The sequence below is a fragment of the Microbacterium sp. K27 genome (assembly GCF_004794435.1).
GTDB classification, from domain to species: Bacteria; Actinomycetota; Actinomycetes; order Actinomycetales; family Microbacteriaceae; genus Microbacterium; species Microbacterium maritypicum_A.
Genome location: NZ_SSDK01000026.1, coordinates 1 through 13,617 on the forward strand (window position 1 = coordinate 1; position 13,617 = coordinate 13,617).

General features: G+C 69.4%; 15 protein-coding genes. 8 read left to right on the forward strand and 7 right to left on the reverse strand.

Translation table 11 applies throughout. The annotated features are described in order from the left end of the window. Positions 1-140: 140 nt before the first annotated feature. The 5 genes from DW307_RS01520 to DW307_RS01540 are packed head-to-tail and all read left to right on the forward strand — an operon-like array spanning position 141 to position 4,080. Positions 141-1,376, forward strand: a complete 1,236-nt coding sequence (locus tag DW307_RS01520; RefSeq protein ID WP_168440967.1) for a hypothetical protein — start codon at positions 141-143, stop codon at positions 1,374-1,376. Positions 1,377-1,380: 4 nt separating this feature from the next. Next, on the forward strand, positions 1,381-1,725 hold the full coding sequence (locus tag DW307_RS01525; RefSeq protein WP_136023735.1) for a thiamine-binding protein: 345 nt from the start codon (positions 1,381-1,383) through the stop codon (positions 1,723-1,725). A 13-nt stretch (positions 1,726-1,738) separates the two neighbouring features. Continuing rightward, positions 1,739-2,194: a GNAT family N-acetyltransferase gene (locus tag DW307_RS01530; protein ID WP_136023736.1), complete on the forward strand. Its 456-nt coding sequence runs from the start codon at positions 1,739-1,741 to the stop codon at positions 2,192-2,194. Between the two features lie 9 nt (positions 2,195-2,203). After that, on the forward strand, positions 2,204-3,433 hold the full coding sequence (locus tag DW307_RS01535) for an MFS transporter (RefSeq protein WP_136023737.1): 1,230 nt from the start codon (positions 2,204-2,206) through the stop codon (positions 3,431-3,433). A 35-nt stretch (positions 3,434-3,468) separates the two neighbouring features. Then, entirely contained in the window at positions 3,469-4,080 is a 612-nt protein-coding gene (locus tag DW307_RS01540; protein ID WP_136023738.1) for an NUDIX hydrolase, read from the forward strand. A 10-nt stretch (positions 4,081-4,090) separates the two neighbouring features. Here the strand turns inward: DW307_RS01540 and metX are convergent, their stop codons facing one another. The 3 genes from metX to DW307_RS01555 form a co-directional block, all read right to left on the reverse strand. After that, entirely contained in the window at positions 4,091-5,296 is a 1,206-nt protein-coding gene (gene metX / locus DW307_RS01545; protein ID WP_136023739.1) for a homoserine O-acetyltransferase MetX, read from the reverse strand. Positions 5,297-5,473: 177 nt separating this feature from the next. Beyond that, positions 5,474-6,418, reverse strand: coding sequence for an endonuclease/exonuclease/phosphatase family protein (locus tag DW307_RS01550; protein WP_168440968.1), 945 nt, complete (start codon positions 6,416-6,418; stop codon positions 5,474-5,476). Positions 6,419-6,542: 124 nt separating this feature from the next. After that, positions 6,543-7,865 (reverse strand): bifunctional o-acetylhomoserine/o-acetylserine sulfhydrylase, encoded by a 1,323-nt coding sequence (locus tag DW307_RS01555; protein ID WP_021198513.1) that lies wholly within the window; start codon positions 7,863-7,865, stop codon positions 6,543-6,545. A 195-nt stretch (positions 7,866-8,060) separates the two neighbouring features. On the opposite strand from DW307_RS01555, the gene DW307_RS01560 reads away from it, so the two are divergent. Genes DW307_RS01560 through DW307_RS01570 form a run of 3 tightly spaced genes read left to right on the forward strand, consistent with a single transcriptional unit; the run spans position 8,061 to position 10,181 of the window. Then, positions 8,061-8,843 (forward strand): SDR family oxidoreductase, encoded by a 783-nt coding sequence (locus DW307_RS01560; RefSeq protein WP_205810311.1) that lies wholly within the window; start codon positions 8,061-8,063, stop codon positions 8,841-8,843. 2 nt (positions 8,844-8,845) lie between these two features. Continuing rightward, positions 8,846-9,559 (forward strand): uracil-DNA glycosylase, encoded by a 714-nt coding sequence (locus tag DW307_RS01565; protein WP_021198511.1) that lies wholly within the window; start codon positions 8,846-8,848, stop codon positions 9,557-9,559. Positions 9,560-9,563: 4 nt separating this feature from the next. Further along, positions 9,564-10,181 carry a GNAT family N-acetyltransferase gene (locus tag DW307_RS01570; RefSeq protein WP_021198510.1) on the forward strand — a complete coding sequence of 206 codons (618 nt, stop codon included), beginning with the start codon at positions 9,564-9,566 and terminating at the stop codon, positions 10,179-10,181. Between the two features lie 30 nt (positions 10,182-10,211). On the opposite strand, the gene DW307_RS01575 is transcribed toward DW307_RS01570, so the two are convergent. The 4 genes from DW307_RS01575 to DW307_RS01590 are packed head-to-tail and all read right to left on the reverse strand — an operon-like array spanning position 10,212 to position 13,610. Then, the gene (locus DW307_RS01575) at positions 10,212-11,009 is read right to left on the reverse strand and encodes an ABC transporter ATP-binding protein (RefSeq protein WP_031206731.1); all 798 of its coding nucleotides are present in this window, start codon (positions 11,007-11,009) and stop codon (positions 10,212-10,214) included. Beyond that, positions 11,006-11,797, reverse strand: coding sequence for an ATP-binding cassette domain-containing protein (locus DW307_RS01580; RefSeq protein ID WP_136023741.1), 792 nt, complete (start codon positions 11,795-11,797; stop codon positions 11,006-11,008). Before DW307_RS01580 ends, DW307_RS01575 begins: the two co-directional genes overlap by 4 nt. Beyond that, complete coding sequence (locus DW307_RS01585; protein WP_136023742.1) at positions 11,794-12,663, reverse strand: ABC transporter permease; 870 nt, start codon at positions 12,661-12,663, stop codon at positions 11,794-11,796. Before DW307_RS01585 ends, DW307_RS01580 begins: the two co-directional genes overlap by 4 nt. Further along, on the reverse strand, positions 12,660-13,610 hold the full coding sequence (locus DW307_RS01590; protein ID WP_136023743.1) for an ABC transporter permease: 951 nt from the start codon (positions 13,608-13,610) through the stop codon (positions 12,660-12,662). Before DW307_RS01590 ends, DW307_RS01585 begins: the two co-directional genes overlap by 4 nt. Positions 13,611-13,617: the final 7 nt, after the last annotated feature.

The window sequence follows — 13,617 nt, forward strand, 5'->3', positions numbered from 1 at the left end:
GAGGTCGCCGCGGCCGGAGCGTGGCTGCACGGCCACGCCGGGCGTATCGCCGCCGGCGTGCGTGACGGCGGGGCGGGGCATCCGATCGTCGCGATGGACGTGGCCGAGGCCCTTCCACTCGCGATCGCGGACGTCCTGGCGTGAATCGCGCGTCGACGGCCCGGGTGGTCGCGCTGTGGAGCGTCTTCCTCGTCGTGCACGCGCTCACCGCATGGGCCGGCTGGGTCTACCCCAGCCAGCCCATGGGCGATGTGGTGCTCGTGTACGAGCCCTGGGCGTCCTCTGCACTCGGCGGGGGACCGATCGTCGGTGTCACCGAGACATGGGTCTACCCTCAGCTCGCCCTCGTGCCGATGCTCGTCGCCGCCGTGCTCTCCGCGCCGCTCGTGCCTCTGCTCGGAGTATCCAGTGCGTATCTCGTCGGATGGGCGGTCCTGGTCGTCATCCTCGACGCCGTCGCCTTCGCTGTGCTGGTGGGGCGCGCGCCCTCGCACGCGCGCCGTGTCGCGGCCTGGTTCTGGTGCGGCGCACTGGTGTTCCTCGGACCGATCGCGCTCTACCGGATCGATGCGATCACCGTCCCGATCGCCGTGATCGGCGGACTCTGGCTCGTGTCGCGGCCCGCTGTCGGAGCCGCTCTCCTCACGATCGGGGCATGGATCAAGATCTGGCCCGGTGCGCTCGTGCTCGCCGCCGTCGTCGCGCTCCGTGCGCGCGTGCGGGTGCTGGTCGCCGCCGCCGTCGTCAGTGTCGGGGTCGTCGCGACTCTGCTCCTGCTCGGGGCGGACACCGAGGTCCTCGGCTTCCTGACCGAGCAGACCGGACGAGGGCTGCAGATCGAAGCCGTGGCCGCCACCCCCTTCCTGTGGCTCGCGGTCGCCGGCGCCGCCCGCATCGAGTACAGCTTCGAGATCCTGACCTTCCAGATCACCGCGCCGGGGGTCGATGCCGTGTCCGCCGCGCTCACGCCGCTCATGGTGCTCTCCGTGCTGGCGGTCACGGTGCTGGGCGCGCTCAAGGCGATGCGCGGTGCGATCTTCCCGCGACTGTTCCCGCCGCTCGCGCTCACACTGGTGACACTGCTGATCGTCACCAACAAGGTCGGTTCGCCGCAGTTCCAGACCTGGTTGATCGCTCCGGTGATCCTCTGGCTCGTGCTCGATCGGGCCCGAGCACGCGTTCCCGCCGTCCTCGTCCTCGCGCTCTGCCTGCTCACGTGCCTCGTCTATCCGATCGGCTACGACGGGCTGCTGCGGGCCGACGCCCTCTCGGTCGCCGTCCTCACGGTGCGCAACATCCTTCTCGTCGTCCTGCTCGTCCTCGCAGCCCGCGCTCTCGTGCGCGTGCCCGTCCGTCATCCGAAAACCCAGGAGTGAAACCATGCTGATCGCCTTCTCCGTCGCCCCGAGCGGCACCCCCTCCGCGGGAGCAGAGCGCACCGATGCCTCCGTGCACGACGCCGTGGCCGCCGCCGTGCGGGTGGTGCGCGAGTCCGGACTGCCGCACCGCACCACGAGCATGTTCACCGAGATCGAGGGGCCGGACTGGGACACGGTCATGGACGTCGTGAAGCGCGCGACCGAGGCGGTCATGCCCTTCGGCTCGCGGGTCTCGCTCGTGCTCAAGGCCGACATCCGCCCGGGGTACTCCGGAGAGCTGGACGCGAAGATCGAGCGGCTGGAAGCAGCCATCGACGAAGCAACGGTCGAGGAGTTCGGTGACTGATTCCCCTTCGTCCATGTCGATCGCTCTTCGACCGGCGACGGCCGACGACTCCGAGTGGATCGCGGAACTCCGCGCCGAAGTGCTTCGGGCCGACCTGGAGCGGCTGGGGCGTTTCGACGAGACCCGCGTCCGGCAGCGGTTCCGTGATGCGTTCGAACCGACGCAGACCCGGATCATCGTCGTGGACGGCACCGATGTCGGCTCGGTCGCCATCCGTGCGGAGGGGGAGTCCCGCTGGCTGGAGCACTTCTACATCGCGACCTCGCATCAGCGCCGTGGTCTCGGTGACCGCGTGCTGGGGATCGTGCTCGATGACGCGACCCCGTATCGACTCAACGTGCTCCAGGGCAGCCCGGCGCGCCGTCTTTACGAACGCCACGGTTTCGTCGTCGACACCCAGGATGACGTTGATGTCTTCATGACGCTCGATCGCGCAGGGCGGGCGACCTCCGGGTCCGACGGCCGCTAAGCTGATCCGGTGAATCCCTCGACTGAATCGAGGGGTGCGGCGAAGTGGGCGCTCCTCTCCCTCGCCATCGGCAGCTTCGGCATCGGCATGACCGAATTCGTGGTCATGGGCCTGCTGCCCAACATCGCCGCCGACCTGCTGCCTTCGCTCTGGGCGACCAGCCAGGAAGATGCGCTGAGCCAGGCCGGCTGGCTGATCTCGCTCTACGCGCTCGGCGTGGTGGTGGGCGCACCGACCATCGCCGGCTTCGTCGCGCGTTACCCGCGGCATCGGGTGATGATCGTGCTGGCCGTCGCGTTGACGGTGTTCAACGCCCTCACGGTCGTGCTGCCCACGTTCGAGCTCGTCGCCGCGTCGCGCTTCCTCGCCGGGCTGCCGCACGGTGCATACTTCGGCATCGGTGCGCTCGTGGCCGCCGATGTGATGGGGCCGGGCAACCGCGCCAAGGGTGTGGCGTTCATCCTCACCGGCCTCACGGTCGCCAACGTCGTGGGCGTGCCGTTGGGGACGTTCCTCGGGCAGCAGTGGGGCTGGCGCTCCGCCTTCGCCGTCGTGGCGCTCGTCTTCGCTCTCGCCACCCTCTGCATCGCGCTCTTCGTCCCGGAACATCCGGGGGACCCGGGGCGCACGATGCGCCAGGAACTGCGGGTGTTCCGTATCCCGCAGGTGTGGTTCACCCTGGGCGTCGGCGCGATCGGTTTCGGCGGATTCTTCGCCGTCTACAGCTACATCGCCCCGCTGGTGACCGAGGTCTCCGGCTCCCCGGAGTGGGTGGTGCCGATCGTCCTCGTGCTCATGGGGCTCGGGATGACGGCGGGAAACCTCGTCGGCGGTCACCTCGCCGACATCGACCTGCGCCGCACGCTGCTCTTCGGACTCGCCGCCATGGCCGTGGTCTTCGCGCTGCTGGCGTTCCTGTCGTTCTGGATCGTCAGCCTGGCCGCGGTGGTGCTGGTGGTCGGGTTCGTCTCCTCCGTGCTGAGCCCGACGATCCAGACCCGGCTCATGGACGTGGCGGGCGACAACCAGTCGATCGCCGCAGCCATGAACCACTCGGCGCTCAACATCGGCAACAGCCTGGGCGCGTTCCTCGGGGGCGTCGTCATCGCCGCCGGCTGGGGCTTCACCGCACCGGCATGGACCGGTGCCGCGCTCGCCGTGGCCGGTCTGCTGATCGCGCTGCTCTCGTACCGCGTCGAAGGACGTCGCCCGGCGGCAGCGGAGCTCGTCGCCTCGTAGTTTCGCCGCGGTCGGTCCGGTCGTAGAGTGACGGGGTGAGTGCCCCCGAGCTGTCCCTGCCCGTCGCCGGCACTGCTGTGCTGCTGCGCGCGTCGGACCCCGCCTTCGAGGTGCTGCTGATGCGTCGACCCGATCGCGGGTCGTTCGCGGGTGCATGGGTCTTCCCCGGGGGCAAGGTCGAACCGGGCGACGTCCACGACGGCGACGACGAGTCCGAGAACGCGCGCCGTGCCGCGATCAGGGAGACGCGCGAGGAGGTGGGCCTCGCTGTCGACGACCTCGTGGTGCTCTCCGAGTGGCAGCCGCCGGTGGAGGCCCCTACGCGTATCCGCACCTGGTTCTTCCTCGCCGAGGCGCCGGACGGAGAGCCTTCGCCCGCTGCCGACGAGGTCGTGGAGATCGCCTGGGTGCCGCCGGCAGAGGCGCTCGCGAGGCACGCGGCGGGGGAGTGGACGCTGTATCCGCCGACGTGGCTCACGCTCCATCAGCTTGGGGCGTTCAGCGACGTGGAATCGGCCCTGTCGTCGGGCGGTGCGGCGCAGCTGTTCCAGACCCGGGTGCTCGAGTCCGAAGCCGGGCGTGCCTTCGCCTGGGAGCAGGGGCGCCTCGAGGCGGGCGCGCTGCCCTGGCGGTTCGTCGCGACCTGAGCGGCCGGGGTCAGCTGTCGAGCAGACGCCGCAGGTTCGAGCCCACCGCCTCGGTCTCGATCAGGAAGCCATCGTGCCCGAAGTCGCTCGTGATCACCACGGCTTCGTCGTCGATGACGTTCGGGATGCTGCGGGCGATGCGCTGCTGCCCGTCGACGGGGAAGAGGCGGTCGCTGTCGATGCCGAGCACCAGCGTGGTGGCGGTGACGGCGTGCAGAGCTTCTTCGACGCCACCTCGCCCGCGACCGACATCGTGCGAGTTCATGGCTTCGACGAGCGTGATGTAGCTGTTCGCGTCGAAGCGGCGTGTGAACTTGTTGCCGTGGAAGTCGAGATACGACTCCACGGCGAAGCGACCGCCGTGCCCGAGCGGCGACACGTCGGACTGCCACGAACGCTGGAAACGCTGGTTGAGCTCGATCGGGCTGCGGTAGTTCAGCAGAGCCATGCGCCGGGCCAGTGCGAGGCCACGGTGTGGGCCGTCGCCGTCACCGAGGTCGTAGTACTCGCCGCCCTGGAACCGCGGATCCATCCGGATGGTCTCCAACTGCACGGTGTTGAGCGCGATCTGGTCGGCGGTGGTCACCGGGGGAGATGAGAGCACGGCGAGGCGCTGCACGCGCTCGGGATGTGTGGCCGCCCACTCCAGCGCATGCATCCCGCCCATGGAACCGCCGATGACAGCGGCCCAGCTCTCGATGCCGAGCGCATCCGCCAGGCGGACCTGGGCGGCGACCTGGTCACGGATCGTGAGGTACGGGAAACGGGAGGCCCACTCGTAGCCGTCGGGGGCGACGCTCGCGGGGCCCGTCGAGCCCTGGCAGCCGCCCAGCATGTTCGGGGCGATCACGAACCAGCGGTCTGTGTCGAGCGGAGCTCCCGGACCCGTGATGTCCTCCCACCAGCCCGCGGTGGGGTGCCCGGATCCCGCTGCGCCGCGCACATGGCTGTCCCCGGTGAGCGCGTGCAGCACGAGCACGGCGTTGTCCCGTGCCGTGTTCAGCTCGCCCCAGGACTCGTAGGCGATGCGGATGCCGGGGAGCTCGGCGCCGCTCTCCGTCGAGAAGGCGCCGAAGGCGGCGAACCGGCGACCGCCCACCGGGTCTCCGTCACGCCATGCTCCGGTCGCCGGCGGGCGGGCACGGAGCAGCCTGACGTCGGCCTCCGTCACGGGCGCCGAGGGCACCGTGTCCTCGGAGGTCGTCTGCCAGTCCATGCTCCCATTCTCGCCTGGTCCGCGACTCGTCGGTGGCAGGTTACGCTCCGATGTCCCGACCCTCCCGACCGCGACGATCGAGGCGGCCCGTCGGCATCGTCGCGTCGGTCGTCGGTCGTCGGTCGTCGGTCGCGGTCGTCGGTCGTCGGTCGCGGTCGTCGGTCGTCGGCAGGTGTATCAGCGCACTCGGGTCAGGGTGGCGAGATGATCGCTGTTCCCCGCCCGTATCGTGCCCGACGTGACGACATCGAGGCCGCGGACGAAGACCTGGTCGATGCGTACGAGGGGGAAGGCGACGGGCCAGGTGAGCCCGAGGCTCCCATCCGTCGGACGCACCCAATCGGCTTCCGCGCGCAAGGCCGTCAGGCTCGGATCGGTCGACGGTGCGTTGAAGTCGCCGACGGCGATGAGGGAGTCCGCAGGGTCGGAGCCGACCTGGTCCGCGAGTCCGCTCAGCATCGTGTCGCGGTCCTGCTGGTGCCCCGGCCGCACCGACGCGGCGTGCATCACGTAGACGGCGACCGGCGTGGACGGCACCTGCACCTCGACACGGAGCGCACGCTTCCAGCTGAGTCCCAGCGTCAGGGGCTCGGCGTTCGCGAGGGGATATCTGCTCCACACACCGACGGTTCCGACCGTGTACGAATGCGGGTACTGCCCGGCGAGGGCGTTCTGCGCCGCGGAGAGGCTGTCTCCATCGAGCTCCACGAGGGCGATCACATCGGCGCCGCTCTGCGCGAGCTCGGTCGCGGATGCGGCGGCCCCGCCGGATCGCGCCCTCACGTTCTGGCTCACGACCGTCAGCCCGGAAGCGGAGGCCGACTCCGACCCCGGCGGACCGGGGAGGGCGGGAAGAGCCGGTGCCATCGCGAGGATCCACAGGAGTGCGGGAACCAGGATCACGACGACCACTCGGCGGGCGAGGAACAGCGCGGCGATCAGCAGTGCGAGAAGCACGAGACCGAGCCAGGGGAGGGCGGCAGCGACCGCTGTGCCGACGATTCCGGGGATCCAGCCGCCGGCGATGACGAGCAGCACGGCGACGCCGGCGGCGGCGAGCCATCGCGCGCGGGTCGTCGTCACGCGTCGGACGCGCGGCGGTCGGTGTTCGACGTCGATCATGCTCTCCTCACGGCGGTCTTCCATTGTCGAGGCCGTCGCCTGTGGGTCGGCCGGGTGAAGACGTCGCCTGCACGCGAAGATGCCCCGGAGCTCGGGCTCCGGGGCATCTCGTGGGGTGTGCGGGTCAGGCGCGCGCGGCCTCCGACACGGCGCGGGCCGCGGCGAGAGCCTGCTCGAGGTCGGCCTTGAGATCATCGACGTTCTCGATGCCGACGGAGAGTCGGACCAGGCCCGGCGTGACTCCGGCGGTGAGCTGCTGCTCCGGCGTCAGCTGCGCATGCGTGGTCGATGCGGGGTGGATGACGAGCGAGCGCACGTCGCCGATGTTGGCGAGGTGGCTGAACAGCGACAGGCTGTTCACGAACTCGCGTCCGGCTTCGACGCCGCCCTTCAGCTCGAACGACAGCACGGCGCCGACGCCCTTGGGCGCGTACTCGTTCGCCTTGGCGTACCAGGGTGAAGAGGGCAGACCAGAGTAGTTGACCGTCGCGACATCGTCGCGGCCGTCGAGCCACTCGGCGATCTCCTGGGCGTTCTGCACGTGGCGCTCGATGCGCAGGGACAGGGTCTCGACGCCCTGGATGAGGTTCCAGGCGCTCTGCGGGGCGATGGCGGATCCGAGGTCGCGCAGGAGCTGCACGCGGGCCTTGATGATGTACGCGAGCGGGTCGCCGACGGCGGCGGTGTAGCTGGCGCCGTGGTACGAGGGGTCCGGCACCGTGAGGCCGGGGAACTTGTCGACGTTCTTCGACCACTCGAACTTTCCGCCGTCGATGATGACGCCGCCGATCGTGGTGCCGTGGCCGCCGAGGAACTTCGTGACCGAGTGCACGACGATGTCGGCGCCGAACTCGAACGGACGGATCAGGTACGGGGTGGCGATCGTGTTGTCGACGATCAGCGGGACGCCGTTCTCGTGGGCCACATCGGCGACGGTGCGGATGTCGAGGATGTTGATCTGCGGGTTTCCGATCGTCTCCGCGAAGAACAGCTTCGTGTTCGGGCGGACCGCTCGACGCCACTCCTCGGGGTCGTCCTGGTTCTCGACGAACGTGACCTCGATGCCGAGCTTCGCGAGCGTGTACTTGAAGAGGTTGTAGGTGCCGCCGTAGATGGAGCTCGACGCGACGAAGTGGTCGCCGGCCTGCGCGATGTTCAGGACCGCGAAGGTCGACGCTGCCTGGCCGCTGGCGAGCACGAGAGCACCGGTGCCGCCTTCGAGCGCGGCGAGACGCTGCTCGAGCACGTCCTGCGTCGGGTTCTGGATGCGGGTGTAGATGTTGCCGAACTCCGCGAGGGCGAACAGGTTAGCCGCATGGTCCGCACTGTCGAACACGTACGAGGTGGTCTGGTAGATCGGCGTGGCACGTGCCTTGGTGACCGGGTCGGGGGCAGCGCCCGAGTGGATCTGCTTGGTCTCGAAACGCCAGGACTCGGGTGCGGACATGTGATTCCCCCAGGAGTGGTCGGAAGGTCGTGTGGCGGATGCCGTTGCAGCGACAGTACGGAATATCGCTGTCTGTCAACAACAGACGGGAAATGTGACGTAACAGAGCGGAGGCCCGGAATCCTGCGGCGGATCGATCGACGACAACCCCAGGGGGGAGTCCGCATTCCGGGGAGAACGCCGTACGGTGGAGGCATGGTGAACAGACGAGCAGTGGTGACAGGTGCGAGTTCGGGCATCGGCGCGGCGACGGTGCGTGCCCTCCGTGCCCGGGGATGGGACGTCGTGGGGGTCGCGCGACGCGAGGACCGACTGTCGGCGCTCGCCGCGGAGACCGGAGCCTCGGCCATCGCCTGCGACCTCACCGATGCCTCCGCCGTCGACGCGCTCGTGGGCGAACTCGAGCGGTCGGGCCCCGTGCACGCTCTCGTCCAGGTCGCCGGCGGTGCTCGCGGCACCGACCGCATCGAGGACGCATCGGTCGAGGACTGGCAGTGGATGTTCGACGCGAACGTGCTGGCGAGCCAACGTCTCGTCGCGGGTCTGCTCCCGCTCCTGCGCCGAGCCGCGGCAGCGGATGGTCACGCGGATGCGATCTTCGTCACCTCCACGGCTGCGCAGACCGCGTACGCCGGCGGTGCAGGCTACAACGCCGCGAAGGCCGCGGAGTCGATGCTGGTGAAGGTGCTCCGTCAGGAACTCAACGGCGAGCCGATCCGTGTGGTCGAGGTGGCGCCGGGTATGGTGCACACCGAGGAGTTCACGCTCAATCGCCTGGGCGGAGACTCGGTCGCTGCCGAGGCCGTGTACGCGGGTGTCGACGCCCCGCTCGTCGCCGACGACGTCGCCGACGTGATCGCGTATGCGCTGGAGTCGCCCGGACGCGTGAACCTCGACCTGATCACGATGCGGCCGGTAGCGCAGTCCGCGCAGCACCTGCTCGCCCGCGGCCCGCTGCGGGTGCGCTCCATCGACTGACGATGGCCCAGACTCTCGCAGAGCTCGCCGAGGGCGGGCTGATCGACGCCGGATGGGCGGAGGCGCTGGCCCCCGTCCAGGACACGATCACCTCCCTGGGGGAGCGGCTCCGCGACGAGCAGGAGGCAGGGCGGGGATACCTGCCGGCGGGCGCGAACGTGCTCAGGGCCTTCCAGCGGCCGCTGTCCGACGTCCGCGTCCTCATCACCGGGCAGGATCCCTACCCCACGCCCGGACATCCCATCGGACTCTCGTTCGCCGTCGATCGCGATGTGCGCCCGCTGCCGCGCAGTCTCTCGAACATCTACAAGGAGCGCGAGACCGACCTGGGCATCCCTCCCGCACCGCACGGTGATCTGACGGCGTGGAGCGATCAGGGCGTCCTCCTGCTCAACCGCGTGCTCACCGTGCGTCCCGGTGAGGCGGCCTCTCACAGAGGGTGGGGGTGGGAGAAGGTCACGGAGCTCGCGATCCGTGCGCTCGTCGCGCGCGATCAGCCGCTCGTCGCGATCCTGTGGGGGAAGGACGCAGCCAACCTGCGGCCCCTCCTCGGGGAGACGCCGGTCATCTCCTCGGCTCATCCATCCCCGCTCTCGGCCCGCCGCGGCTTCTTCGGATCACGTCCGTTCTCGCGGGCGAACGCCCTCCTCGAGGAACGGGGTGCCGAGCCCGTGGACTGGAGGGTGGAAGGCGAAGCCTCTCCCTCTCTAAGCTGAGCGCATGCAGTTCGAGCCGGGGGACCGTCGTCGTGTCCTGCCGCGCCACCTGCGGCCTGCGCCCGCGCCCGAGATCTTCTCGTACACGATCCGCGCCGCGCGGCCTGCCGACCTGCCCCATGTGCGCGAGATCTACAACCACTTCGTGAGCAATTCGGCCGTGACACTCGACGAGCGACGCAGCAGCATTCCCTACTGGCGCGACAAGTACGCTCTGCTCGCCCGGCTCGAGCTTCCGTTTCTCGTCGCGGTGTCCCCGGGCGGCGAGGTGATGGGCTACGCCCTCGCGCAGCCATGGGCAGGCAAGAACGCCTACAAGTACACCGTCGAGGATTCGATCTACCTCGGTCCCGGTGCGGGAGGCAAAGGCCTGGGGGCGGCGTTGCTGCAGGCGCTCATCGATGCCTGCGAGCAGATCGGCCTCCGAGAGATGGTCGCGGTCATCAGCGACCACGGTGCGGAGGCGTCGATTCGACTGCACGAGAAGCTCGGCTTCGTCGAAGCGGGACGGATGGGACGCGTCGGGTACAAGTTCGGCCGAGACCTCGGCACCGTGTACATGCGCCGCGTGCTCAAGCCGACAGGGCGGCGGCGGGGAGGGCTCTTCGGCTCGCGGCGCTGAGGACGCTCGTCCGGTCTCGCGATCGATCTCTCAATGCCCGGGGCCGGCGGGGATGACGGGGATGGCCGAGAGCAGCCTCTTCGTGTAGTCCTGTGTCGGATGCAGGAGCACGTCGCGAGTAGCGCCCCGCTCGACGATATGGCCGTCCTTCATCACGACGACCGTGTCGCACAGGTTCTGCACCACTCCGATGTCGTGCGACACGAGCACCAGCGTGAGGGCGGTCGTGTGTCGCAGTTCGATCAGCAGCTCGAGGATCTGGGCACGAACGGTCACGTCCAACGCCGACAGCGGCTCGTCGCCGACCAGGATCCGCGGGCCATGCACGATCGCTCGCGCGAGGGCGATCCGCTGCCGCTGCCCGCCCGAGAACTCATGCGGATAGCGGTCACCCATCTCGGGTTCGAGCCCGACCCGGGCGAGCACCTCCCGCACACGCGCACGGTGATCCCCCTCGATGCCGAGGGCCCAGAGCGGTTCTCGCACGATCTGACCGGCCGTCATCCGGGGGTCGAGCGACGCGTACGGGTCCTGGAACACCAGCCCTGTCTCGCGGCGCAGCCAATGCAGGGACCTCGCCGATGCGGTGGCGTCGACCGGGCGGCCGCCGACGGCGATCGTGCCGGACGTCGGTCGGTCCAGTCCCAGCAGCAGCCTGACCAGAGTGGACTTGCCCGATCCGGATTCGCCGATGATGCCGACGGACGATCCTTCGACGATGTCGAGGTCGGTGGGAGCCAGGGCGGTCTGCGTGCGGGTGCGCTCGAATGCGGAGCGTTTCGGGACGAAGAAGTCGCGACTGAGCCCTCGGGCTTCGATCAGGCTCACGCGGCACCCCCGTCCGGACGCCACAGGGTCGCCGTCGCATCCCGCAGCAGCCCCTGGGTGATGGGCGAGGACGGTGCGGAGAGAAGGGTCGAGACCGGGGCGGCTTCGACGACGTGCCCGTTTTCGAGCACGACTCCCTCGGTCGCGACCTGTGCGAGCACGGCGAGGTCGTGGGTGATGAACACGAGGGACATGCCCTCGTCCGCGACGAGCGCGAGCAGCAGGGAGAGGATCTCGGCCTGGATCGTGACGTCGAGCGCGGTCGTCGGCTCATCGGCGATGAGCAGCCTCGGACGACACGCGAGTGCCATCGCGATGGCGACACGCTGGCGCTGACCGCCGGAGAGCTGATGCGGGTACCGGTCCACGATCGACGCGGGGTCGGGAAGCCGCACCCGTGCCGCTTCCGCGATCGCCCTCTCCCGGGCCTCGCGGCGCCCGAGTCCCTCGTGGATGCGGATCGATTCCGCGATCTGCCGACCGACGGTCCTGATCGGATTCAGTGCCGTGCGCGGCTCCTGGAACACGATGCCGATGTCGTCGCCGCGAAGGTGGGCCAGCTCGCGATCCGGCATCCCCACCAGCTCGGTGCCGTTCCAGCGGATGCTCCCGCTCGCGGTCGCGCCGTCCGGGAGCAGCCCCAGCACAGCGAGCGCGGTGAGGGACTTGCCGGACCCGGACGCGCCGATGAGTCCGAGTCGCGCGCCGTCGGGCACCTCGAAGGAGATGCCGTCGACGACGGGTCGTCCATCGATCTCGACCACGAGGTCCTTCACGGAGAGGCTCATGCGACCACCGCCGGGGTGTGGATCTCGGCGGCGCGATGCCGCAGTGTCGGGTCGGTCGCCTCGCGCAGACCGTCGCCCAGCAGGTTCAGCGCGAGGACGGTGATCGTGATCGTGAGCCCCGGCCAGAGCACGGACAGCGGATGCACCCCGATATACCGTTGGAGGTCGGCGAGCAGCAGGCCCCAGCTCGGTTCGACCACCGAGGCGCCGAAACCCAGATACGAGAGGCCGGCTTCGGCGAGGACCGCGACCGCCATCGACCACGACAGCTGCACGATGAAGACGGGAGCGACGTTCGGCAGCAGATGTCGCATGAGGCTCTGAGCAGGTGTGACCCCCACGGCTCGCGCAGCGAGGACGAAGTCGCTCTGCTGCACACGGCGCAACTCGGGGCGGGTGACGCGCGCGATGTTGACGCCGAAGCCGATTCCCACCGCCCAGATCACCACCCAGAGGGATCCGCCCCAGACCGAGGAGATCATCATGGCGATCAGCAGCACGGGGAATGCGATCAGGATGTCGACGAGTACCGCCACGGTCTCACGCAGCCAGCGTGCGGTCAGTGCTCCGAGGGCTGCGAGTGCGATACCGACCACGGTGGCGACGAGCCCTGCTCCGATGCTCACGAAGACGGTCGTGCGGGCACCCGCCATCAGCAGGCTCAGGATGTCGCGACCCGTGTCGTCGGTGCCCAGCAGATGCGGCCAGCTCGGCGGCAGCCAGCGATCGCCGATGTCCGATGCCTGCGGATCGAAGGGTGTCCAGAAGAGGGCGACGAGCGCGGTGAGGGCGATCACGACGACGACGATGGCACCGAAGCGCCCCGTCGAGGTGTCCCACAGTCGGCCCAGCCAGCGCGGGGTCATGCGGCCTCCCGCTGTCGAGGGTCGATCGCGCGGTGCACGAGGTCGACCAGGAAGCCCACGACCAGCACGAATCCGGTGAGCACGAGCAGCTCGCTCTGCACCTTGATGAGGTCTCGCGTTCCGACATCGGCGACGAGCATGCGTCCGATTCCCGGGAGGGTGAACAGCTGCTCGATCACGACCGATCCGACGATGATGCCGGCGACCTGGAGGCCGAGCACCGTGATGATCGAGAGGCCGACGGCCGGGATGCCGTGCTGGATGAGCGCTCGAGTGCGGGTGAGGCCCTTCGCTGCGGCGGTGCGGACGAAGTCCTGTCCTGCGGCTTGGAGCGTCGCACTGCGTACGAATCGCATCAGCATCGCCCCCTCCACGATCCCGATCGTCAGTGCGGGGAGCAGGAGCGATTCGATCGCCCTTCCGGGCGTCGACCAGCCGGTGCGGGGGAACCCCTGCGGTGGAAGCCAGCCCAGCCAGACCGAGAAGACGACGATGAGCATCATGCCGGCCCACACCACGGGGACGGCGGCCAGCGCCTGAGCGCCGACGCTGAGCGCGGTGCCGCCGCGTCGGTTGCGCAGGAGCGCGGCCAGGATGCCGAAGGGCACGGCGATGAGCACGGCGATCAGGAGCGACATGATGCCGAGCGGAACGGTGACCTGAGCCTTGAGGAGGAGCTCTTCGCCGACGGAGGCGCCCGACAGCAGAGAGGTGCCGAGGTCGCCGCGGAAGATGCCGCCGATCCAGTCGGTGTACTGGGCGAGCAGAGGCCGGTTCAGTCCGAGGGATTCGCGCAGGGCCTCGACCTCGGCGGGGGAGGCCTGGGTGCCGGCGATGAGCTGTGCGACATCGCCGGGGAAGACGCGGAGCGTCAGGAAGATGAGCACGCTCGACACGAGGAGCCCTGCGATGAGCAGGGCTCCTCGGACGAGCGCATAGCGGATCACGGAGGGG

Coding starts and splice junctions, on each gene's coding strand:
- DW307_RS01570 (WP_021198510.1), top strand. CDS start 9,564: ATGCAGTTCGAGCCGGGGGACCGTCGTCGTGTCCTGCCGCGCCACCTG.
- DW307_RS01580 (WP_136023741.1), bottom strand. CDS start 11,797: ATGAGCCTCTCCGTGAAGGACCTCGTGGTCGAGATCGATGGACGACCC.
- DW307_RS01565 (WP_021198511.1), top strand. CDS start 8,846: ATGGCCCAGACTCTCGCAGAGCTCGCCGAGGGCGGGCTGATCGACGCC.
- DW307_RS01525 (WP_136023735.1), top strand. CDS start 1,381: ATGCTGATCGCCTTCTCCGTCGCCCCGAGCGGCACCCCCTCCGCGGGA.
- DW307_RS01560 (WP_205810311.1), top strand. CDS start 8,061: ATGGTGAACAGACGAGCAGTGGTGACAGGTGCGAGTTCGGGCATCGGC.
- DW307_RS01530 (WP_136023736.1), top strand. CDS start 1,739: ATGTCGATCGCTCTTCGACCGGCGACGGCCGACGACTCCGAGTGGATC.
- DW307_RS01585 (WP_136023742.1), bottom strand. CDS start 12,663: ATGACCCCGCGCTGGCTGGGCCGACTGTGGGACACCTCGACGGGGCGC.
- DW307_RS01550 (WP_168440968.1), bottom strand. CDS start 6,418: ATGATCGACGTCGAACACCGACCGCCGCGCGTCCGACGCGTGACGACG.
- metX (WP_136023739.1), bottom strand. CDS start 5,296: ATGGACTGGCAGACGACCTCCGAGGACACGGTGCCCTCGGCGCCCGTG.
- DW307_RS01555 (WP_021198513.1), bottom strand. CDS start 7,865: ATGTCCGCACCCGAGTCCTGGCGTTTCGAGACCAAGCAGATCCACTCG.